The sequence below is a fragment of the Streptomyces albiflavescens genome, assembly GCF_014645835.1.
Taxonomy (GTDB): Bacteria; Actinomycetota; Actinomycetes; order Streptomycetales; family Streptomycetaceae; genus Streptomyces; species Streptomyces albiflavescens.
The window spans coordinates 1-20,891 of the sequence record NZ_BMMM01000022.1 but is presented as its reverse complement, the minus strand read 5'-3'; the positions used below and the strand labels follow the sequence as shown (position 1 = coordinate 20,891).

Annotated in this window: 18 protein-coding genes; 10 read left to right on the top strand and 8 right to left on the bottom strand. The window is 70.4% G+C overall.

All coding sequences use genetic code 11. From position 1 onward, the window contains the following. Positions 1 to 2 precede the first annotated feature (2 nt). Positions 3 to 1,802 carry a pectate lyase-like domain-containing protein gene (locus IEY95_RS40860; protein ID WP_189191315.1) on the bottom strand — a complete coding sequence of 600 codons (1,800 nt, stop codon included), beginning with the start codon at positions 1,800 to 1,802 and terminating at the stop codon, positions 3 to 5. A gap of 373 nt (positions 1,803 to 2,175) precedes the next feature. On the opposite strand from IEY95_RS40860, the gene IEY95_RS40855 reads away from it, so the two are divergent. Beyond that, positions 2,176 to 3,216: a LacI family DNA-binding transcriptional regulator gene (locus tag IEY95_RS40855; RefSeq protein ID WP_189191314.1), complete on the top strand. Its 1,041-nt coding sequence runs from the start codon at positions 2,176 to 2,178 to the stop codon at positions 3,214 to 3,216. 108 nt (positions 3,217 to 3,324) lie between these two features. Continuing rightward, the gene (locus tag IEY95_RS40850) at positions 3,325 to 4,197 is read left to right on the top strand and encodes a universal stress protein (RefSeq protein ID WP_189191313.1); all 873 of its coding nucleotides are present in this window, start codon (positions 3,325 to 3,327) and stop codon (positions 4,195 to 4,197) included. Between the two features lie 115 nt (positions 4,198 to 4,312). Here the strand turns inward: IEY95_RS40850 and IEY95_RS40845 are convergent, their stop codons facing one another. Then, on the bottom strand, positions 4,313 to 4,666 hold the full coding sequence (locus tag IEY95_RS40845) for a hypothetical protein (RefSeq protein ID WP_189191312.1): 354 nt from the start codon (positions 4,664 to 4,666) through the stop codon (positions 4,313 to 4,315). Between the two features lie 107 nt (positions 4,667 to 4,773). Here IEY95_RS40845 and IEY95_RS40840 point away from each other — a divergent pair, with 107 nt between their 5' ends. Both IEY95_RS40840 and IEY95_RS40835 read left to right on the top strand, forming a co-directional pair. Next, positions 4,774 to 5,439 (top strand): NUDIX domain-containing protein, encoded by a 666-nt coding sequence (locus tag IEY95_RS40840; protein WP_189191434.1) that lies wholly within the window; start codon positions 4,774 to 4,776, stop codon positions 5,437 to 5,439. Positions 5,440 to 5,510: 71 nt separating this feature from the next. Beyond that, positions 5,511 to 6,497 (top strand): aldo/keto reductase, encoded by a 987-nt coding sequence (locus IEY95_RS40835; RefSeq protein ID WP_189191311.1) that lies wholly within the window; start codon positions 5,511 to 5,513, stop codon positions 6,495 to 6,497. A 30-nt stretch (positions 6,498 to 6,527) separates the two neighbouring features. Here the strand turns inward: IEY95_RS40835 and IEY95_RS40830 are convergent, their stop codons facing one another. Together IEY95_RS40830 and IEY95_RS40825 are read right to left on the bottom strand one after the other, a co-directional pair. Beyond that, positions 6,528 to 9,056: a SpoIIE family protein phosphatase gene (locus IEY95_RS40830; protein WP_189191310.1), complete on the bottom strand. Its 2,529-nt coding sequence runs from the start codon at positions 9,054 to 9,056 to the stop codon at positions 6,528 to 6,530. A gap of 192 nt (positions 9,057 to 9,248) precedes the next feature. Further along, positions 9,249 to 10,169, bottom strand: coding sequence for a LysR family transcriptional regulator ArgP (locus IEY95_RS40825; protein WP_189191309.1), 921 nt, complete (start codon positions 10,167 to 10,169; stop codon positions 9,249 to 9,251). 66 nt (positions 10,170 to 10,235) lie between these two features. Here IEY95_RS40825 and IEY95_RS40820 point away from each other — a divergent pair, with 66 nt between their 5' ends. From IEY95_RS40820 to IEY95_RS40805, 4 genes are all read left to right on the top strand, one after another. Further along, positions 10,236 to 10,847 (top strand): LysE/ArgO family amino acid transporter, encoded by a 612-nt coding sequence (locus tag IEY95_RS40820; RefSeq protein ID WP_189191308.1) that lies wholly within the window; start codon positions 10,236 to 10,238, stop codon positions 10,845 to 10,847. 155 nt (positions 10,848 to 11,002) lie between these two features. Then, entirely contained in the window at positions 11,003 to 12,313 is a 1,311-nt protein-coding gene (locus tag IEY95_RS40815; protein WP_373294647.1) for an MFS transporter, read from the top strand. Positions 12,314 to 12,350: 37 nt separating this feature from the next. Beyond that, entirely contained in the window at positions 12,351 to 13,169 is an 819-nt protein-coding gene (locus IEY95_RS40810) for a methyltransferase domain-containing protein (protein WP_189191307.1), read from the top strand. Positions 13,170 to 13,247: 78 nt separating this feature from the next. Next, positions 13,248 to 13,616 carry a DUF6479 family protein gene (locus tag IEY95_RS40805; protein WP_189191306.1) on the top strand — a complete coding sequence of 123 codons (369 nt, stop codon included), beginning with the start codon at positions 13,248 to 13,250 and terminating at the stop codon, positions 13,614 to 13,616. Positions 13,617 to 13,667: 51 nt separating this feature from the next. Here IEY95_RS40805 and ligD read toward each other — a convergent pair whose 3' ends face one another. Both ligD and IEY95_RS40795 read right to left on the bottom strand, forming a co-directional pair. Next, a complete protein-coding gene (gene ligD, locus IEY95_RS40800) occupies positions 13,668 to 14,633 on the bottom strand; it encodes a non-homologous end-joining DNA ligase (protein WP_189191305.1) in 966 nt (321 codons plus the stop codon). An 85-nt stretch (positions 14,634 to 14,718) separates the two neighbouring features. Next, a complete protein-coding gene (locus IEY95_RS40795) occupies positions 14,719 to 15,612 on the bottom strand; it encodes a Gfo/Idh/MocA family protein (protein WP_189191304.1) in 894 nt (297 codons plus the stop codon). A 381-nt stretch (positions 15,613 to 15,993) separates the two neighbouring features. On the opposite strand from IEY95_RS40795, the gene IEY95_RS40790 reads away from it, so the two are divergent. Beyond that, positions 15,994 to 17,409, top strand: a complete 1,416-nt coding sequence (locus IEY95_RS40790) for a M1 family metallopeptidase (protein ID WP_189191432.1) — start codon at positions 15,994 to 15,996, stop codon at positions 17,407 to 17,409. A 75-nt stretch (positions 17,410 to 17,484) separates the two neighbouring features. On the opposite strand, the gene IEY95_RS40785 is transcribed toward IEY95_RS40790, so the two are convergent. Beyond that, positions 17,485 to 19,440, bottom strand: coding sequence for a zinc ribbon domain-containing protein (locus IEY95_RS40785; protein WP_189191303.1), 1,956 nt, complete (start codon positions 19,438 to 19,440; stop codon positions 17,485 to 17,487). Beyond that, entirely contained in the window at positions 19,437 to 20,063 is a 627-nt protein-coding gene (locus tag IEY95_RS40780; RefSeq protein ID WP_189191302.1) for an IS607 family transposase, read from the bottom strand. The genes IEY95_RS40785 and IEY95_RS40780 overlap by 4 nt, the downstream gene beginning before the upstream one ends. A 171-nt stretch (positions 20,064 to 20,234) precedes the next feature. Between IEY95_RS40780 and IEY95_RS40775 the strand changes: the two genes are divergently transcribed. Continuing rightward, positions 20,235 to 20,732 carry a hypothetical protein gene (locus IEY95_RS40775; protein ID WP_189191301.1) on the top strand — a complete coding sequence of 166 codons (498 nt, stop codon included), beginning with the start codon at positions 20,235 to 20,237 and terminating at the stop codon, positions 20,730 to 20,732. Positions 20,733 to 20,891: the final 159 nt, after the last annotated feature.

Below are 20,891 nucleotides of genomic sequence, written 5' to 3'. Positions count from 1 at the left end.
GGTCAGGGGTACGAGACCACGGTGGACGGGACCGTCGAGGTGCCCGAAGTCGGTGCTCCTGTCTCGTTGATGACATGCTCGTACTGTCCCTGGCCGCCCAGCGAGACGACCAGCAGGTCGTGGAACTTCACGCCCGGTGTGTTCGGCGCGGCGAATCCGTTGTGCTGGACGATCGTCGGATCGACGTTGTAGTAGCAGTAGCTGCCCAGGCCCCATCCCTCGTGCGTGGTCACGGAGTCGGCGACCTTGTAGGCCGCGTACCCCTTGACGCCGCCGTTCTGGATGGCGGCCTGGTTGGGCGCGTCGTACGCCTTCTCGTTCTGGAAGAAGATGGTGCGCCCTCGCTGGCCGTACCACTGGACGTCGTACTTGTTGAAGTGCTCGACGAACAGACCGGTGGCCAGGACGTCGTCGCCGTTGACCCGGATGCCGTAGTCGGCCCGGTTGGTCTCCCAGCCGACGCCGGTGCCGTGGTCGGCGCGCCAGACCCAGGTATGGTCGATGATGGTGTGCCGGCTGTTGATGACCATGCTGGTGGTGGCCTTGCCGGCGCCCGCGCCGCCGATGCGGATGAAGACGTCCTGGACGGTGGTCGGGTTGGCGGAGTGGTTCGCCGAGGCCCCGGTGGGGCCCACTTCCAGCAGCGTCGATGAATTCACCGGCCCCGCGTCGATGAGGAATCCCGCGAGCCGCACGCCGTCGACGTCGGCCGTCTTGAGCGCGGTGACGCCGTTGTCCGGGATCAGGGTGGCGTAACCGAGTCCGAGCACCACGGTGTTGGCGCGGTTGACCTGGATCGGTTGGTCGAGGTGGTAGATGCCCGGCGTCAGCAGCAGGTGGAGGCCCTGCGTGAGCGCGGCGTTCAGGGTGGCGGCGGCGACGCCGGGCTTGGCCACGTAGAACTGGGTGAGCAGCAGCGACGAGCCGCGCGGGGTGCCGCTGCCCCAGGTGGTGCCCCGCGCGTTGGTTCGCCTCTCCGGCAGGAAGACGCGGTACTTGCTGCCGCTGAGGTAGAGGAACGGCTTTTCCCGGGACACCGGAGTCGTGTCGAGGGTGGTGTAGGGCGGGTTCGGGAAGGACTGCGCGGGCGCGCCCTGGACGCCCGAGAAGACCATGTTCCAGACGGCGTTGACCCAGCCGCCCACCGAACTGTCGCGGGTGTACCACTGCTGCTGCGAGTACGGTCCGACCGAGCCCTCGATGCGGCTGTCGGCGATGTAGCCGCCGCTGGCCCAGCCATAGCCGGTGGGGGAGAGATTGAGGCCGCCCTTGACGTGCATCCGGCGGAAGGGGGCGGCCTGTGCGACCGCCCACCGGTTGGTGCCGCTGACCGGGCTGAGGGCGAGGTTCTCCGCCGAACGCCAGAAGTTCTGGGTGGCGTTGCCGTTGAACCAGCCGGCGTCGACGGTCACATCGCCGTTGATCGTGGTGTCGTCCGGGGACAGGCCGAGGCCGGCGATCGAGGTGTAGAAGCCGAGTTGAGCATTGAGCCCGCTGTAGGTGCCGGGCTTGAACAGCAGGGCGTAGCGGCCGGTGCCGAACTGGGCCGACTCCTGGAGTCTGAACACCTCGTCCAGCTTGGCCTGGATGCCGGACGTCGAGGGGTCGAAGACGATGACGTTCGGGCCGAGATCGCCGCCGCCGGGCAGCGCTCGGGGGCGCACCCCTGGCGCGGCGGACGCCGGTGCGGACAGGCCGAGCAGCGCGGGTGCGGCCGCGGTGGCGGCCATCGCTCCGAGAACGGACCGTCTGGCCAGCGGGGACCGGCCGGAGTCCGATGAATCCGTGGGGATGTGAGGCATGGGGGCGACTCTCCTGGTTCAGGAAGTGAACGGTGGGAGGTGTGGGGAGCGCTCTCTTGCCGATGCATGCTTCATCCGCGTGAACACAGCGTCAAGAGTTGTCGCAGGAGTGCCGCATATTGGTGCCGGTTGAGGATCAACTGGCATACATTTTGCGGTAGTTCAAGGATAAATGGGCATGCCAGGGCCCGCCGGGCCATGGGTGATTGTGTTCAAGAGATGCTCACAACACGGCGAGCGACTCGTGGGCGGGGTCCCTCAACTCGCCCCGAGCGGTGGCGCGGTGGTCTTCCATGCGACCTCGTGCGGTGTGGTGCCGCACTATGGGAGAGCGCTCTATGACGTCGGAGTGCCGCGCGGATAGGCTGCGGGCATGAACGGACGGGCCCCTACGCTGGAGGACGTCGCACGGGAGGCCGGCGTGTCGCGTGCCACCGTGTCCCGGGTCATCAACGGCATTCCCACCGTCGATCCCGCCATTCGAGAAGCGGTGCGCCAAGCCGTCGAACGCACCGGATACGCTCCCAACCGTGCCGCCAGGTCCCTGGTGACACGGCGGACCGAGACGGTCGCGCTGATCGTCTCCGGCGCGGGCGACGTGTCCGGCGAGGAGCGGAACGCCTTCACGACGAAGGTGTTCGCGGACCCGTTCTTCGGCCGGGTCGTCACCGGGGTGGTGGACTACTTGCGTCCCCGGTCGATGCATCCGCTGCTGATGTTCGCCGATTCCGCGCAGACGCGGCAGCAGGCGCTGAACGATCTGCGGCAGGGCAGCGCGGACGGCGCGCTCGTCGTCTCCACCCACGCCGATGATCCGCTGCCGGCGCTGCTCGCCGACGCCGGTCTGCCCGCGGTGCTCTTCGCCCGGCCGTCGCGGCCGGTGCCGCTCAGCTATGTCGACCTGGCTCACCGGGACGGCGCCCGCATGGCCGCCGAGCATCTGCTGGACCGGGGGTGCAGGCGCATCGCCACCGTCACGGGGCCACTGGGCGTCTCGGCCAGCCAGGACCGGCTCGCCGGGTTTCGCGACACGATGGCGCGCAGGGGACATCCCTACGTACCGGTCGCCGAGGGCGGCTTCACGTTCGACAGCGGCATGGCCGCGATGTCCGGGTTGTTGGCCGAACACCCTGAGGTGGACGGGGTGTTCGCGGCCAACGACCTGATGGCCCAGGGGGCGTGCCAGGTGCTGCGGGAGCGCGGCAGACGGGTGCCGGACGACGTCGCGGTGATCGGCTTCGACGACTCCAGCGCCGCGAGGGCCTGCCGGCCGCCGCTGACCACCGTGCGACAGCCGGTCGAGGAGATGGCCTCGGTGATGGCCCGACTCCTCGATGAGCACCTCCGCGGCGCGCGTACCGAGCCCACCTCGGTGATCTTCGATCCGGAACTCGTGGTGCGCGAGTCGGCGTAGGCCGCGACCGGGCCTGCACGAGTCGAGGGCGACAGTGACCGACACTGGACCGGTCAGCATGGGCGAGGGCCGGCACGGTGGACGAGCCGGCGACGGAAAGGCAGGCGCATGACCGACCGGATCACCGTGGGCGTGGACGGATCCCCCGAAAGCCGGGCCGCACTGGCCTGGGCGGGCAGGGAAGCCGTCCGCCGGAGGCTGCCCCTTCGCGTGGTGTACGCCTGGCAGTGGCCGCACCACGAGATGCTCCGTGGAGGAGACCGGGACGATCAGGCGCGCTGGGCGCGGGACATGGTGCAGGACACGGCCCGCGCCGTCGCCGACCGGCACGGGGACCTGTCGGTGACGGCCGAGGTCCTGGACGGCGCCGCCGTGGAATCGCTGCTGACCGAGGCCGCGACGACGGGGACCCTCGTTCTCGGATCCCGTGGACACGGCACGCTCGTCGGCTTCCTGCTCGGTTCCGTCGCACAGCAGGTGATCGCCGAGGCGCCGTGTCCGGTCGTGCTGGTGCGGGCCGATGACCGCGCCGCGTCCGAGGCGGGAGGCCGGGAGATCGTCGTGGGTCAGCAGGGCGGCCCGGACGACAGCGCGGCCGTCCTGCGGTTCGCGTTCGAGACCGCGGCGGCGCGCGGCGCCGGGGTGCGCGCCGTACGAGCGTGGAACCTGCCGCCGGTGTTCGCCTACAGCCCGGGCTCGCTGAAGCTGCTGGACGAGGCCGGGGGTCTGGAACCGTATGAGAAGAAGGCACTGGCCGATGCGCTCAAGCCGTGGCAGGAGCGTTTCCCCGGCGTGCCGGTCACGCAGCACGTCGAGATGGGTAGCGCCGGGCAAGTACTGCTGTCGCTGGCCGACCGGGCGCAGCTGATGGTCGTCGGCCGTCGGGCCCAGCGCTCGGCGGTGGGGGCAAGGATCGGTTCGGTGGCCCACGCGGTGATGCACCACGCGCCCTGCCCGGTCGCGGTGGTTCCGCATTCCTGAGGAGCGGGGCACGAACGGCCCCCCGGGCTCCGTATGACAGGGCAGAGGGGCCGGGCTTCGGTTGCTTTCTGAAGGGGTGACCTGGCCGCGGGGCAGCCTCGCACTCGACTGATTCCTAGGAGTTCTCCGCCCTCGACATCCGCAGGGCGAGATCTTGCAGCAGGTCGGCCGTCTTGATGTCGGTCCGTCCGGAGTCGTGGACGTCGGCGAGTTCGGAGAACAGGAACGCGAACGCGCCCACGAGCGAGATGGTGGCGGGCAGATAGGCGTCCGCGACGGCCTGGCCCGCCTCCGCGGGTCCGGCGTCGCCGGGCACCTCGACCCTGGGGAACACCTCGGTGACGAGCGCTCCCAGTTGGGTCTGCGTCGATTCGGCCTCGGCGTCCTCGTCCTGGGCGATCCTGCGCACCATCGCGTTGGTCTCGGTGAGCACGCCGATGGCGCGCAGGATGATCTCCGTCTGTTCCATGCCGTGAGCCTAGACGGGCGAAGCCCCGCTGTGGCCTCGGTATTCCGTTCGAGATGGTAGACAGTGGCCATGAACGACTTCTGCCGCGCCCGCTCGGTCGGCGCGCGATGACCGCGGGCATCGACACCCCGGACCGCCGGGGCCGGACCGGACTCGACCGCGTCGGCCACGATCTGACCGGCAATCCGCGGATCAAGGTCCGCGAGGTGAAACTCCTGTCCTGCCACTGGTACGTGGAACGCACCACCACCTTCGACTTCCGGCACGCGGACGGCACCTGGAGCACCCAGGAGCGCGAGACGCACGACCGCGGCAACGGAGCCACCCTCCTCCTGTACGACGCCGAGCGCGAAACCGTGCTGCTGACCAGGCAGTTCCGCTACCCCGTATACGTCAACGGGCACCCCGACGGCATGCTGATCGAGACACCGGGCGGCCTGCTCGACGAGGAGGACGAGCATCCCGAGGTCGCCGTGCGGCGTGAGGTCATCGAGGAGACCGGGCACACCGTCGGTGAGGTCCAACACGTCTTCGACGTCTATATGAGCCCCGGCTCGGTCACCGAGCGGGTGAGTTTCTACGCCGCCTCGTACGGTCCCTCCACGCGTACCCACGAGGGCGGCGGGCTGGATGAGGAGGGTGAGGACATCGAGATCGTCGAGCTGCCCTTCCGCAGTGCCCTCGACATGATCCGCACCGGGGAGATCGCCGACGCGAAGACGATCATGCTGTTGCAGTGGGCCGCACTGGAAGGACCGTTCAGCAAGGCTTGACTTGAAGAGCACTTCAAGTTCCAGACTCCCGTTCAGGCCCGCGGATTTCGGGCCCGAACGGGAGGGACACCATGAAGTACCGCACGATCGGCGCGGACCCGAAGACCCGCCGTGAGGTGAGCGTGCTCGCGCTCGGCGCGATGCTCTTCGGCTCACGGACGGACGAGAAGACCTCCTTCGCCGTCCTCGACCGCTATGTCGAGGCCGGTGGGAACTTCATCGACACGTCGGACAACTACGCCTTCTGGACCGACGACAGCCAGGGCGGGCAGAGCGAGGCGCTGCTCGGACGCTGGCGGCGCAGCCGCGGCATCGGCGACGAGATCGTCATCGCGACCAAGCTGGGCGCGCGGCCGCTGGCCCCCGGCACCGGCTACATCGACAACCCCGAGGGCCTGTCCGCCAAGGTGATCCGCGAGGCGTCCGAGCGCAGCCGGGAACGGCTCGGTGTGGAGAAGATCGATCTGCTCTACGCGCACATCGAGGACCGGACCGTCGCACCGCGGGAGACCGTGGAGGGGTTCGGCGAGCTCGTCGCGCAGGGCAGCGTCGGGCTGCTCGGCGTGAGCAACCACGCCATGTGGCGCGTGGAGCGGGCCCGCGCACTCGCCGCGGCCGCGGGTCTGCCCGGCTACGAGGTGCTCCAGTACCACCACAGCCTCCTGCGGGCCCGCACCGACGTGCCCAGCGGACTCTTCCCGGAGGGCAACCTGGGCGCGGCGACGGGGGAGCTGTTCAGCTATCTGAAGGCCGAGCCCGCACTGACCCTGGTCGCCTACTCGCCGCTGCTGACCGGCGCGTACGTACGGCAGGACAAGCCGCTGCTGTCCGACTACGACCACCCGGGGACCCCGTCCCGGCTCGCCGTGCTGCGGGACGTGGCGAAGGAGACGGGGGCGAGCCCCAACCAGGTGGTGCTGGCCTGGCAGATTGGGGCGGAGCTGCCGGTGATCCCGCTGGCCGGGGCGTCCTCCGTGGCGCAGTTGGAGGAGAACCTGGCCGCAGTGGAACTCGAACTGACGCCGGACCAGCGGGCCCGGCTCGACGCCGCTCACTGAGGGGACCCGGGGGGAGCCCCTCCCGGGCGCCTATCGGTGGCCGCCGTGCGGAGACTGACGCTTCGTGAGGAGAAGCGCGATGTCGTCGGGGCGCTCGGTGGCCTGCCGGGCCTCCGCGGTGAGGAGGTCGGCCGCACGGGACAGGGAGGGGCTGCCCGGGGCCCCCGCGCGGGACAGGGTCGCGCGGAGGGCTTCGACTCCCTCGTCGATATCGGTGCCGGGGCACTCGACCAGGCCGTCCGTGTAGAGGGCCAGGACGGCGTCGGGTTCCAGGTGCAGGTCCGTCACCGGGTAGCGGGCCTGCGGGTCCACCCCGAGCACCACCCCGCCGGGCAGGTCGAGGACCTCGGTGCGGCCGTCGGGATGGCGCAGCAGGGGCTGCGGATGTCCGGCCCTGGCGGCTCGGGCGACGCCTGTGACCGGGTCGACCCTGATGTAGCAGCAACTGGCGAACTGTCCCGGATCGAGGTCGATGAGCAGCCGGTTGGTACCGCTCATCACCTCGTCCGGGGAGTGGTCCCCGAGCGCGAACGCCCGGACCGCGCTGCGCAGTTGGCCCATGGTGGCGGCCGCCTGGACGCCGTGCCCCTGCACGTCGCCGATGACCAGGGCGAGTCCGTCGCCGGCCTCGACCACGTCGTACCAGTCGCCGCCCACGTCCATGCCGAGGGTGCCGGGCAGGTAGCGCCCTGCCGTCTTCACCAAGGGGTGCGCCGAGAGGCGGTGTGGCAGCAGGGCCTCCTGGAGCCCGCGGGCGAGGGCGGCCTCGTTGTCGTAGCGCCGGGCTCGCTCAAGGGCCTGCGCGATCAGTCCGGCCAGCGCGGTCAGCACCGTACGCTCCTCCGTGCTGAAGCCGCGGGAGCGGTCGAAGCCGAGGATGCAGGACCCGACCGGCCGCCCGGAGGCGATCAGCGGCAGGAACGCCCGAGCCCCTACGAGGGCGTCCAGTGGGATGCCCGGATAGTCCGCCGCCAGCTGCTGCATCGACTCGAAGAAGAGGGGGCGGCCCCCGGTGAGCGCCTCGACCCCGGGCAGCTTGGCGTCCAGACCCACCCCGTCGAACGGGGCGAGGAACCCCTGCGGGAAGCCGGTCTCCCAGGCCAGGTACAGGCGTCGGTCCTGGAGCAGATAGATGGCGAGGCGGCGTCCCCCGAACGCGGGCAGCAGCTCCCGCATCACCACCTCGGACACCTGGCGGGCCGTCACCGCCTCGGTCAGCGCGATGGCGAGCACGATGGGCCGGTACTGCGGCGGCGTCGTCGAGAAACCGGTCAGGGGCTCGTCGACTTCGGCCTCTCCGACCGCCTCCCCGGCGTCGAACGGGACGGCCTCGGGGGTGTCCGCGACCCGCCCCAGCGACACGATCTTGCAGGTCAGGCCCCCGGGCCCGGGGTAGAGGGACAGCGTCAGCCAGGCGCCTCCCGCGCGCCTCAAAGGCAACTCACCTCCGTTCCCCCGCGGACGTCTGACCTGGAACTGCACCGGATCCGCCGAGATCAGCGCCCCACGCAGATGATCCTCGTACGTCGGCCGGTCCAGCCAGGGCACCGCCTCCCACAGCGGCCGGCCCAGCAGCTCCGTGCGCGGTCGGCCGAGCAGCTCGGCGGCGCGCGGATTGGCGTATGTGATCATTCCGAGCCGGTCCACCGCGAACACTCCCTCCGGCAGCAGGTCGGCCGCACACTCCGCCGCCGCTGCCGGGCCCGGATCGACGACCACGCCGCTGACCCGGTACGGCGGTGCGGGCCCCGCACCCGAGGTCCACAGCTCCAGCAGCCGCAGTCCGCCGTCCGCGGTGTGCATCGGTAGTGGGTGCGGTGGCGGCCGTCCGGCGGCCGTCTCGCGCAGCGCGGCCATCAGCGGGCGGGGATCCTCGCGGGTGACCGCACGGGCCAAGGCCTCCGGCGTTCCGGCGAAGCCCTCGCGACTGGTGCCGAGCAGAGCCCACAGGGCGTCGTCCGCCATGATCGTGCCATCGGCGGGATCCCAGGTGAACCCGCCCGCACACCGCGACGAAGGGCCCTCGGCCGGTGGCCGCGTGCACATCGGCTCCCCGTCCCACAGGACGCCGGACCCGTCCTTGTCCAGCGCCGCCAGAGCGGCACCCAGTTCCTGTGCCACCGCGGTCATCCGGTCACGATCCGGCAGTACCTCGGTGGCGTCCGAGGCCGGCGGCCGCAGCACCGTCAGGACGCCGAACGGCGTCGAGTCCCCCACGACCGGGACGTACAACGAGCCGAACTGGAAGGGCAGCCCCGCGGCGAGTTGTGGGTAGCGGCGCATCGTCTCCGTGGGATCGGTGAGCAGCACCTCCACGCCGAGCCGATGGGCGTCGGCGACGGGGAAGGGACGGTCCACGTGCATGCGCCACCAGGGGCGGAACAGCTTGCCCGGCAGCCCCGCGAGCACGGCGAGCCTGAGCAGTCCAGGTGTGCTCGAGCGCAGATACGCGCCGCCGGCGAAGCCGCGGGCAGCCCGTATCGCGTCCGCCACAGCGGCGCTGAGCAGGGCGGCCAGGCTATCCAGCGCCCGGTCCGCAAGCTCGGCGCTTTCAGTCATCGGTCTGCCCTCGTCCGCCCACCGCCAGGGGGGTAACACAGCAAGAATGCGCCTCTCTGGTCCCTGACCGCACCTCGACGCCCTGCGGAGCACACTGGTGCGCGCGCAGCTCATCGCCGCCGCGCTCGGCTGTGCCCAGCGCGAAGATACCGGCTCGTACGCCATTCGGGAGCCGCCCGGGAGCGAGGTGATTCAGGAACCTGGTGAAACGGCGAGCGTCTCGGCGGCGACGGCTGCCACGGCGTCGGCCACCGCCGCGAGCGCCGGGAAGTCGAGTTTCCACTGCTGCCAGAACAGCGGAACGTCGACGCCCCGGTCCGGCGCGAGATGGACCAAGCGCCCGGCGCGCAGCAGCGGTTCGGCCTGCGCCTCGGGCACCATGCCCCAGCCCATTCCGGCCACCACGGCGTTCACGAACCCCTCCGACGTGGGCATGAGGTGCCGCAGCGCGCTCGCACCGGGACCGGCCCGCAGGGTGCGGACGAAGTCGTCCTGGATATCGTCGTTCCGGTCGAAGGCCACCACCGGGGCGCCGGCGATCAGGTCGCGCAGGGGCGTGTCCGCCCCGTGGCCGAGCCACCGCTCCGCGAACTCCGGGCTCGCCGCCGGCAGGTACCGCATCCGGCCGAGGGCGCGGACGGAACAGCCGGCCACCGGGTCCGGCGACGACGTCACCGCCGCCATCACCGCTCCCTCGCGCAGCAGGGCAGCCGTGTGGTCCTCGTCCTCGCGGCACAGTTCGAAACAGAGCCGCAGCTCCTGCGGCACGCGGGCCAGCGCGGGCAGGAACCAGGTCGCCAGCGAGTCGGCGTTCACCGCGATCGACAGCCGGGTCGGCTCCCCGGAACCGGTCATGCCGAGCTCGGCATGCGCGTCGTGCTCCAGCCTGGCCAGTTGGCGGGCGAAACGCACCACGACCTCACCGGACTCGGTCGGCTGCACCGGCTTCGTCCGCACCAGCAGAACCCGGCCCGTGCGCTGCTCGAGCGCCTTCACGCGCTGGCTGACCGCCGACGGTGTCACGTGGAGCGCGGAGGCCGCAGCGTCGAAGGTGCCCTCGTCGACCACCGCCAGCAGGGTGCGCACCTGGTCGAGGGGGAGTTCCGCCATCACGAGTGCTAATGATACGTAAGAATCTTTAGCTGTACTCCAGCCCTTCGTCTTTCTAGCGTCGGTGTCATGACAGACGCCCTGACCACCGCGGCCGCCGGATTCGGTGCCGGCCTCTCCCTCATCGTCGCCATCGGAGCCCAGAACGCGTTCGTGCTGCGCCAGGGCATCCGCCGGGACGCGGTACTCGCCGTCGTGGGCATCTGCGCCCTGTCCGACGCGCTGCTCATCGCGCTGGGCGTCGGCGGTGTCGGCGCGGTGGTGGTGGCTTGGCCCGCCGCACTCACGGCGGTAGGGCTGGTCGGCGGCGCATTCCTCCTCGTCTACGGATTCCTCGCCGCACGCAGGGTGCTGAAGCCCTCGGCCCTGCGAGCGGCGACCGTGTCGACGGGCTCACGGCGCCGCACCGTGCTCACCTGCCTGGCGCTGACCTGGCTCAACCCGCACGTCTACCTCGACACCGTGTTCCTGCTCGGCTCGATCGCGGCCGACCGCGGCCCGCTGCGCTGGACCTTCGGACTCGGCGCGGCTCTGGCCAGCCTGTGCTGGTTCGTCGCGCTCGGCTTCGGCGCCCGGCTGCTCAGTCGTTTCCTGGCCCGGCCGTCGTCTTGGCGCGTGCTGGACGGCCTGGTCGCCACGACGATGATCGCCATGGGTGCCATGCTGATCGCCGGAGCCTGAGACTGGTTGCTCGTGCCCGAGTCGTCGTCACGCAGCGCGAACGTCGGTGACCTCGTACGCGTGGCGCACAAGTCCGATCCCCCTGGGACACGTTCCGCTTCCGCTCGGCCATAGTGATCCCTGACCGAAAGATGTATCGAGCAGCCAGGACGAGTGTGGACACCAGCGAGAGCAGTACGGACAGCACCCCCGCCGAGCACGACGGGACACCCGGGCCGGAGCGGGCGAACCGGCGCGGTTGGCGCCGCTGGACGATGGACACCCGGCCGCTGCGCCGCCCCGCCTACCGCCGACTGTGGTCCTCCACCATCGTCACGGCGGTGGGCAGCCAGCTCACCGCCGTCGCCGTGCCCAAGCAGATCTACGACATCACCGGCTCCTCGGCCTGGGTCGGCTACGCGAGCCTCGCCGGTCTGGTGCCCCTTGTGGTGTTCGCGCTGTGGGGCGGTGCCATCGCCGACAGCATGGACCGCCGCAAGCTGCTCCTCATCACCAACAGCGGCATAGCCGTCACCTCGCTCCTCTTCTGGATACAAGCCGCCACCGGACTCGACTCGGTGCTCGTCCTGATGGCGCTGCTCGCCCTTCAGCAGGCGTTCTTCGGCCTCAACTCTCCGGCCCGCAACGCCTCCATCGCCCGGCTGGTCCCCGCGGACGAACTGCCCGCGGCCAACGCCCTCGGCTCGACCGTCATGCAGACGGGTCTGGTGGCCGGACCGCTGCTCGCCGGCGCGCTCATCCCTGTCATCGGCCTGCCCGAGCTCTATCTGATCGACGCGCTCGCCCTGTGCGTCACCGTGTGGGCGGTGGTGCGGCTGCCCGCCCTGCCGCCCCTGACGGAATCGGCGGTCAAGCGCGCGGGCCGGCGCGAGGTCGTCGCCGGCTTCCGCTACATCTCGGTGCACAAGGTGCTCTTGCTGTCCTTCCTCGCCGACATCATCGCCATGGTCTTCGGGATGCCCCGCGCCCTGTTCCCGCAACTCGCCGCACAGACCTATGCGCCCTACGGCGAGGGGCTCGCGCTCGGCCTCCTGTTCGCGGCGATCCCCATCGGCGCGGTCGTCGGAGGGCTGATGTCGGGGACCTTCTCCCGCGCCCGCAGACACGGCCTCATGGTCATCGTCGCGGTCGCGGCCTGGGGCGCCGCCATCACGGGGTTCGGGCTCAGCACCAGCCTGTGGGTGGCGGTGGCGTTTCTCGCCGTGGCCGGAGTCGCCGACATGGTCTCCATGGTCTTCCGCGGCGCCATCCTGCTGTCCGCCGCCACCGACGAGATGCGCGGCCGGATGCAGGGCGTCTTCACGGTGGTCGTCGTGGGTGGCCCGCGCCTCGCCGACGTCCTGCACGGCACGGTCGGCTCGGCTCTCGGGGCACGCGCCGCGGTAGCGGGCGGCGGGCTGCTGGTGATCGCTGCCGTACTGGGTCTGGCCGTCGCGACACCGGCCCTGAGGCGTTACACGATCTGACTCCGAAGGCGGCCGTGCCGGCTCTAGAGTGACCGGCATGGGGGACACACGACCTACCTCGCCCTTCCATGCGCGGAACATCTCCGCCGAGGGCGTCGCACGGCTGGCGGCAGCGCTCGACGCGCAGGACGTCAATGACGGCGTACGACGATTGCGGGCGTGGGCGCATGCGGCGCTGGCCGCACGGCCGGGGGAACGGGCGATCGACATCGGCTCCGGCACCGGATCGCAGACCCGGCAGCTGGCGGCCGCCGTGGCTCCCCGGGGCGAGGCACTCGGGATCGAGCCGAACCCCGGGCTGCGTGCCGTGGCCGGACAGCGGGCGGCCGAGGCCGGCAGCGCGGCCGGCTTCGTGGACGGCGACGCGCTCACCCTGCCCGTGCCCGACTCCTCCGTCGACGTGGTGTGGTGCGAACGGGTGCTCCAGCATCTCCTCGAACCGGAGAAGGCCGTCGCCGAGATCGCGCGCGTGCTGCGCCCCGGCGGGCGGGTCGCCCTGCTGGACACCGACTGGGCGACCACGATCCTGCACCCCGGCGACCCCGAGACCGTCGCGGGCCTCACCTCCGGCGCGCTGTCCGCGGCCGCGGACCCGTACTCCGGACGCAAGCTCGTCGGTCGGCTGACGGCGGCCGGTCTGGTGATCGACGACCGGGGATCGCAGGCGCTGCTGCAGGACCACACATCGGTCGCCTGGCCGCTGATCCGCATGCTGGGCGAGTCGGCGGTACGCCGTGACCTCATCACCGAGGCCCAGCGCGACCGCCTGTACGCGGACCTCACCGAGGCCTCCGCCCAAGGCGCCCTGCACATGTCCGTAACTATGTTCGGAGCTGTGGCACACCGTCCGGAATGAACCGGAATACAATGGATGGGCCGTCGCTGACGGAGACACCACTCAGGTTTCCCCAGGTATTGGGGGTACACGAGCACCATGAACACCGCGACCTATGAACTGATCGCAGCGAACTCGACGGTCAACGCGGTCGCCGCTTTTGTCGGTGGCCTCTTCATCGCGGGTGCGCTGGTCTGGGCCGTCTTGCTGGGCATCAGGGTGCGGAGCAAGGAGTTGCCCCCGCCCCTTCCGGAGGAGCAGCCCAGGCTGCCCGATACCGGAGCAGTCCATGAGGAACGGGAGGTGCGGGAACCCGACGAAGTACCGCTCGCCGCGGACGAGAGCGAGCGGCTGATGCCGTACAACCTCCATGCCGCGGGGAGCAGGCACGCCGACGACCAGCATCGCAAGCGCTGGGTCCCCGGATCCAGCGGGTCCTTCGGCAGCGGCGGTCCCGGAAGGACGTAACGGGGCCGCGGCAGGACATGACCGCCCTCCGGGGCGGTCATGTCGTATGCGCTAGGGCAGGTCCGCCGCGGAGTCCTCGGGGGCCAGGTCGGGGCGCAGGCGCAGCCACGACGGCTGGCGCAGCAGCCCGGCCCGGGTGCGCGTGCTGTACCGGACCTCGCCGACCAGTCGGGGCAGGACCCACTGCGCTCCGGCCACGCGCGGGACCTTGTCGAAGGGGCAGCGGTCGGTCTCGGCGGCCCGCAGGAGTTGGGCGAGTTCCGCTCGCTCGACCTCGCTCCAGCCGGTCCCCACGCTCCCGACGTAGCGCAACCGCCCCGCCTCACGCTGTCCCACGAGTACGGCGCCGGGCAGCCCGGACAGGCGCCCCTTGCCAGGAACCCAGCCGCCGACGATGACGTCCACCGTGCGTACGTTGCGGATCTTGATCCAGGCGCGCGAGCGCACCCCGGGCTCGTACACCGAGTCCAGACGCTTGCAGACCAGCCCCTCAAGGCCGCTTTCGCGAGACGCCCGCAGGGCCAGCTCCCCATGACCGACGAGCGCGGACGGCGTTGACCAGGAGGGACCGCTGAGCGCGAGCCCCTCCAACTCCTGCCGCCGGCGCGTGTAGCGCAGACTCGTCAGATCGCCCCGCAGGTACATGACGTCGAACACCACGAGATGCGCGGGCGCCTCCGCCGCACGACGAGCGGCCTTGCCCGGAGACCGGGCCAGCCCCATACGGGACTGCAGGAGCTGGAAGTCGCCCCGCCCCTGCTCGTCGAGGACCAGGATCTCGCCGTCGAGGATCGCCGGGGTCGTGCCGAGAACACCGCCCAGGGAACGGAGTTCGGGATACGCGGCGGTGATGTCCTCCCCCGACCGGGCACGCAGCAACACACTTCCGTCGCCGGGCAGGTAGACCACGGCACGCTGCCCGTCGTGCTTCGTCTCGTACGACCAGCGCATGTCCTGCCCGGCAGGCGGCAGGGTGCCGGGTGTGGCGAGCATGGGAGCGATCAGCGGCAGTCTCACAGCTGTGTTGTCGACACTCCCAGGGATGCCCACGCTCCCCGGCACGCCGTTTCGCCTGAACGGCCTCGTGTTCCGGCAGAGTGCCCTAACTCTCCAAAGCTTCGGCCATGAGGGTCTGCAGATACAGTCCCCGCCGGGCATCGAGCGTGCCCGACTGTCCCGTCCGTACGGCGGTGGCGAACTCCCGGCGCAGCACCGGCCAGGACTCCTCGTGGTCGAGTGCACCGCTGTCGAACACGAGCTCGGGGTGCCGGCCGAACAACTCGACCCGCGTGATGCCGCGCTCGAGCTCGACCGATCCCGACAGGGACGCCTGGCTCACGGCGCCGCTCTCGTGTTCGCAGGTGAGCTCGATCCAGCGACGTACGTCTCCGGCGCCGCGCACACGGACGATGGGCCCAAGGGCCGCGTCCAGCAGATCCAGAATGTGCGGCCCCAGGTCCAGCAGAGCGCCGTGTTCGAGGCGCCACGGGGTCGCGAAGTCGCCGCCCAGAAAAGCGCCGCTCAGACAGCAGGACCGCGCCCCCACGTGGTCGACGCGCTGCGCGGCCTTCAGGAACTCCCGGGTGACCGGGTGGTAGCGGTTCGTCAGGACCAGCTGCGAGACGACGCCTGCGGCATCGACGGCGTCCACGAGGCGTTGTGCCGACAGCAGGTCCAGCGCGATCGGCTTCTCCAGGAGCAATGCCTTGCCCGCCTTCGCGGCACGCGCCGCCAACTCCGCCTGCACGGCCGGCGGAACCGCGAAGGCGACCGCCTCGCAGTCGTCGAGCAGTTCCTCGAAAGTCGCGGCGACGGCGGCAGCGTAGGGCACCGCCGTTTCGCGGGCCGCCTCGGGGCGGCGGGCCCACACCGAGGTCAGCAGCGTCTCGGGCCCCGCGGCGAGCACGCGCGCGTGCACGGCGCGCGCCCATGGACCCGCACCGACGAGCCCGACCCTGACCGGTGGATGGGGCCAGGCCTGCAAGGTGTTGGTCACGAGAGTGCTCCTCTGCGGTGTACGGGGCCGGGGCGTGGACGCACTTCACCACGATGTCGGGGTCTACGGCCAGGGGGTGTGGGTTTCGAGACCGGGAGCTCCTGACGCACCTGGCCGGGGGTGTGGGCACGGGTCCGGCGGAGGGCAGGGGGAGCACGCCTGGCCGCCGCCCGGGCATGACGGCAGAGCCGTCTGAGGGGCGGCCGTGATCCAGGCTCGGCGTAACTTGACCTGATTGAGGGCGTCGTGGGGCGAGGGGGCTCATAGGCTGAGCGCGCGTGATCACCGTCGACCCGTGAATGACCTTCACTGGCCTACGAGTGCTTGCCCATGATCCGTGAGTGAACTCCATCGATCGGAGGAGCGAACGTGACGCCACGCATGAAGCAGGTCGCCGCCAGACGCACAACTGTCCTTCGCCGAGAAGCCGTTGTCGCCGCAGTCCCCGTCGCACTCGCGGCCCTGCTCGCCGCGGCCGGACCGGCCACGGCCCGGACGGTTGGCTCCTCCGGCGCGGGAGACCCGTACTTCCCCCTCGCGGGCAACGGCGGCTACGACGTGCACCATTACGACCTGACGCTCGGATACGACCCGCAGAGCCGCCACTTGGACGGCAAGGCCGTCATCACCGCCCGGGCCACGCAGCGACTGACCCGCTTCGACCTCGACTTCAAGGGGCTGAAGGTCAGGGGCGTCACCGTCGACCACGCGAAGGCGGCGTTCCGCCGCGACGGACAGGAACTCGTGGTCACCCCACGGCACGCCCTGTGCGAGGGGCAGAAGTTCCGCGTCACCGTCACCTACTCCGGCACGCCCAAACCGGTCACCGATCCCGACGGCTCCCTCGACGGGTGGATTCCCACCGACGACGGCGCGTTCGTGGCGGGCGAACCGCAGGGCGCCATGACCTGGTTCCCCGCCAACAGCCACCCCAAGGACAAGGCGTCGTACGACTTCACGCTCACCGTCCCCGAGGGGCGCACCGCCGTCGCCAACGGCCTCCTTCTCGGGCAGCGGACCGCCCACGGCCGTACCACCTTCCGCTGGCGGCAGTCCGAACCCATGGCGGCCTACCTGGCCACGGCGACCGTAGGAAAGTTCAAGGTCGAGCAGTACACCACCCCGGACGGCCTCAAGGTCTACAACGCCGTCGACCCGCGAGAGGCGGCCGCCGCCGCGCCGGTCCTGAAGAAGCTGCCTTCCGTACTCGCCTGGGAGAGCAAGGTCTTCGGCCCCTACCCGTTCCGAGCCGCCGGGTCCATCGTCGACCGGGCACCCCAGGTCGGCTACGCCCTGGAGACCCAGACTCGGCCGGTCTACGACTCGGCCCCGGACCTGAGCACCCTCGTCCATGAAAATGCCCACCAGTGGTTCGGGGACTCCGTCACCCTCACCGCTTGGAAGGACATCTGGCTCAACGAAGGCTTCGCGACGTATGCCGAGTGGCTCTATGCCGAGCAACACGGCGGCAGGAGCGCGCAGAAGACCTTCGACGCCCTGTACGCCAGTCCGGCGAGCAGCGATCTGTGGGCGTTCCCTCCCGCCGATCCCGGCAGCGGGGCGCACATCTTCGACACGCCTGTCTACTCACGGGGGGCCATGGCCCTGCACAAGCTGCGTACGGCCGTTGGCGATCCCGTGTTCTTCCGCATCCTGCGTGCCTGGGCCGCAGAGCACCGTGACGGTCACGGGACCACGGCCCAGTTCATCCGCCTCTCCGAACGCGAGTCCGGGAAGGAACTCGGCGCTCTGTTCCACACATGGATCGCCACGGCAGGCAAGCCGACGTCGCCCTGAGGGTCTTTCGCGCCCCTTGAGAGCTCATCTCAAGGGGTGGCAGCTCACGGGTGCAAGTGGTCCAAGCGTCTCTGATCAGCTAAGCGATCCCATGCGGACCGTAAGATTCGGTGCGGGTTGTGCCCACCTGGGCGGGGAAGCGTGAGCGTGGAGATGGAATCCCGCGCCCAGTGCTGCTCCGCGTGGCCGGTGTCGGCTGGTGGTGGGTGTGCTGATCGTGGTCACGCTCTGGTGCCGGTGGGCTGCGCGGGGCAGCCGGGTCCGGTCCGTTGGTGCGTGTCCCTCCGGACGCTGACCGGCACGGCCGAGGGGCCGCGTCGGGGAGGGAACCTCACGTCGCCCGGGCGTGAGGCGGTTGGTTCTTGGCCGGGTGGGGCCGGTCTTCGACCGGTCCGTCCGGTGGGTCTTCGGGGTGGCCGTGATGACGGACTTGGCTTCCATCGCGTCCACCACGGCGCGGATCACCATGGCGCCGCTCGTGCGGTCCACAACGGTCTTGGTCTGGTGAGCGAGGCCGCGTGCGGCAATACGTCGCCAGGCGCCCTGGTCCCGGTCGCCCTGCCAGCCGCATCCGGGGCAGATGGCCCACTTCCAGCCCGGCACGGTGGGCCGGTCCGGTGCCTTGCGGTGGCGGAGCGAGGTCAGACACGCGGGGCAGTGCTTGGAGGTGTTGCGCGGCGGCACAGTAACCACGGCTATACCGACTTCGGCGGCAAGGTGGCGTATGTGGTCGGCGATCTGCCCGCGCACCGTCTGCGAGAGGCGGGTGTTCTGGGTGCGGCCCATGCCACCGGCTTCCATCGACCGCAGGTCTTCCAGGTAGATGACCGTGGCCCTGGCCGCGACAGCTTGGTCCACGGCCCAGCGGGCGGCAGAGCATGCCAACGCGTCATTGAGGTTCGAGCGGAGCGCCGAGACGCGCCGGATCTCCTGCGCCAGGGTCGCCGCCCTGCTGTCCAAGGAGGGGTCGGCGAGCCGGTCGTAGTGGTCGGTCTTGGCGTGCAGACGCTCCGAGATTCGACGCAGCCGGTACTGCTTGGCCAGCACACCAGCGGCCCGGAACTGCGCGCCCGCCCCGAGATCGGTGATCTGTCCCTCGTCGTGCAGCCGGGCCGCACCCGCGCTGAGAAGGGTGTTCAGGCCCCAGTCCACGCCGAGCGCGACCGTGTGGCCGGTGCGCTGGATCTTGGGCACGGGGTGGGTGTAGGCGAGATCGGCGCGTACCTTCCCGCCCGCGATGCGCAGGGTGGGCAGGTGGATCACCCCGTTCGCCGCAACCGTGGGCGGCAGCGTGATCGAGCACTCGACCCAGGTCCAGTCACGGTATGTCTGCGGGCTTGGCCGAGTGGGGAGTTGCAGCCGCAGCAGGGCCTTCGTCGGCTCGGTCGCGGACCGTTCGATGGTGGCCTGCTGCCCGTCGCAGGCGGCGAGGAGCAACATGCGGGCCACACGCGGTGTGGGCTCCAGCTCGAACACGTCGATGGGGCGACGGCCGTGGTTGCGCTCGAAGGAGGTGATCTGCCGGGTGCGGGAACGGATGATGCTGGACGGCAGGTGCTCGCCGCCCGGTATCGCGGCACGCACCGCGTCCCACTCCTCGCCGATACGCTTCTTCGGGTCTTCGGGCCAGACGGCCAGCACACCGGCCACCAGATCGGCGCGCCACTTCACCGACCGCAGTGCACGACCCGCCTGCTCCTGGGCCATGCGCACGATCCGATCATTGACCTTCACCTCGCGGGAGACCGTCCAGCCCAGACGGCGCAGTGCCATCCACGCGTTCGACGGCAGCTTCCGGCCGCCCGGGTCCTGTCCGCCGGCCAGCGCATCCACGTCGGTGGTATTCCAGTGTCCGGCCAGCAGCGCGCCGCTCATCCCGGCCACGAGGTCAGCACACCAGCCCACCCGTTCCGCCAGAGCGGCGCAGGTGAGGACTTCGCCGGTCTTCTCATCCACGCCCGACCGGATCAGGGCGCGGGCGCAGGCGGTGCGGCAGGTCTCGCCGTCAGCCAGGGGCAGCTTCCGGCTCACCAAGCCCCGCCTTCGTCGCCGCACTGACCGGACTCGGCCAGCAGCCGCTTGCGGTTCTCCGTACTACGCATCCCATACAAGCGCCCGGCGAACGTCGTCACCAGAGAGACAAAATCCTCCAGCAGCTCATCCCGGCCGCCGAGCTTCTTGGGGTGCAACACCTCCACGGTGACCCCGTACACGGCGCACAACCGCTTGAGCCAGCTCACACCGAACCGGGCCAGCCGGTCCTCATGCGTGACGCGCACGACAGTGACTGAGCCGTCAGCCACCATCGCCAACACCCGGTTCAAACCGGGCCGGTTCTCCTTCAGGCCCGAGCCACGATCCCGGACGACCTTGACGATCTCGCCCGTCGAGACGGCCCGCAGCTCGGCCTCCTGCGCCTCCAACGAGGACTCCTGCCCCGACGAGCCGGACACGCGCACATACAGCAACTCCAGACGCGGGCGCGAAGTTGAAGAGTCACTGCCACGCTTCATGTTCTCCACATCAACCGAGGAGAACCGGCGCTCACGACCGACCCACGTGAAGGGGATCTTGCCGTCCAACGCCCACTGACGAAGCGTCATCGGGTGTATCCCGAGACGCTTCGCAGCCTTGGACATACGCAGCAACTCCATGCCCGCAACCATACGTGCACAACACTAGGGATGACTAATGAAGTTGGTGAGCCTCCGTGGGGCACTGGGTAGGCCTGTTCTGCGGGGAGGAGGCGCCGTGCCGCATCCAGGTCCTGGGCCGGCGGTCCACCCCGTGCCGGTGTGGTCGATACCGGCTGGGACACTGCCACCATGGACACCACACCCGAGCACATCAGCTCCCGGACAGCGGCCGCATGGACCGTCGCGCTCGCGGTCCTCGGAGGATTCACCGGCTTCGCCTGGGACGGGCCGTTCCTCGCCGTCACCTGCGCCCTTTCCCTGGGAGGCGGCGCCGCCGTGGGCACGATCCTGTCCCGCCGTCGAATGATCGCAACCATTCGAGAAGGTCAGGGGAAGGCAGCCGCGCTTGGGTACGCCGACGGAATCGCGGACATGATGGTGCTGGGGATATCCGCATACAGGGCCTCTGTCTTTCCGCTGTCCGGCCCCGACGCAGTAGACGCCGCCGAGCGCAGGGCGCGCCGTACGGCCGCCTACCGCCTCACAGCCGCCGACGGGCTTCCCCACCCCGTTCGTGAGGCGGCGGCCGCCGCTCTGGAAGCGATCGATGACGGGAGTGAACGCGACACCCAGTCAGCCATCGAGGACCTCATGAAGGCCGTTCAGGAGCAGCGCCGCGACGCGTGACCGTAGCAGGAGGCAGGGGCGGAGGGGGCGAAAGATGCCTAGGCGGGGCGGAGCCAGACGGTGGCGAGTGGCGGCAGGGTGAGTTGGATGCTGGCGGGGCGGCCGTGGGCGGCGGTGGGTTCGGGTTTGATGGGGTCGGGGTTGAGGATGTCGCTGCCG

Excerpts from the sequence above, each read along its gene's own strand:
- IEY95_RS40860 (WP_189191315.1), bottom strand. The coding sequence starts at position 1,802 with ATGCCTCACATCCCCACGGATTCATCGGACTCCGGCCGGTCCCCGCTG.
- IEY95_RS40855 (WP_189191314.1), top strand. The coding sequence starts at position 2,176 with ATGAACGGACGGGCCCCTACGCTGGAGGACGTCGCACGGGAGGCCGGC.
- IEY95_RS40850 (WP_189191313.1), top strand. The coding sequence starts at position 3,325 with ATGACCGACCGGATCACCGTGGGCGTGGACGGATCCCCCGAAAGCCGG.
- IEY95_RS40845 (WP_189191312.1), bottom strand. The coding sequence starts at position 4,666 with ATGGAACAGACGGAGATCATCCTGCGCGCCATCGGCGTGCTCACCGAG.
- IEY95_RS40840 (WP_189191434.1), top strand. The coding sequence starts at position 4,774 with ATGACCGCGGGCATCGACACCCCGGACCGCCGGGGCCGGACCGGACTC.
- IEY95_RS40835 (WP_189191311.1), top strand. The coding sequence starts at position 5,511 with ATGAAGTACCGCACGATCGGCGCGGACCCGAAGACCCGCCGTGAGGTG.
- IEY95_RS40830 (WP_189191310.1), bottom strand. The coding sequence starts at position 9,056 with ATGACTGAAAGCGCCGAGCTTGCGGACCGGGCGCTGGATAGCCTGGCC.
- IEY95_RS40820 (WP_189191308.1), top strand. The coding sequence starts at position 10,236 with ATGACAGACGCCCTGACCACCGCGGCCGCCGGATTCGGTGCCGGCCTC.
- IEY95_RS40810 (WP_189191307.1), top strand. The coding sequence starts at position 12,351 with ATGGGGGACACACGACCTACCTCGCCCTTCCATGCGCGGAACATCTCC.
- IEY95_RS40805 (WP_189191306.1), top strand. The coding sequence starts at position 13,248 with ATGAACACCGCGACCTATGAACTGATCGCAGCGAACTCGACGGTCAAC.
- IEY95_RS40790 (WP_189191432.1), top strand. The coding sequence starts at position 15,994 with ATGAAGCAGGTCGCCGCCAGACGCACAACTGTCCTTCGCCGAGAAGCC.
- IEY95_RS40780 (WP_189191302.1), bottom strand. The coding sequence starts at position 20,063 with ATGGAGTTGCTGCGTATGTCCAAGGCTGCGAAGCGTCTCGGGATACAC.
- IEY95_RS40775 (WP_189191301.1), top strand. The coding sequence starts at position 20,235 with ATGGACACCACACCCGAGCACATCAGCTCCCGGACAGCGGCCGCATGG.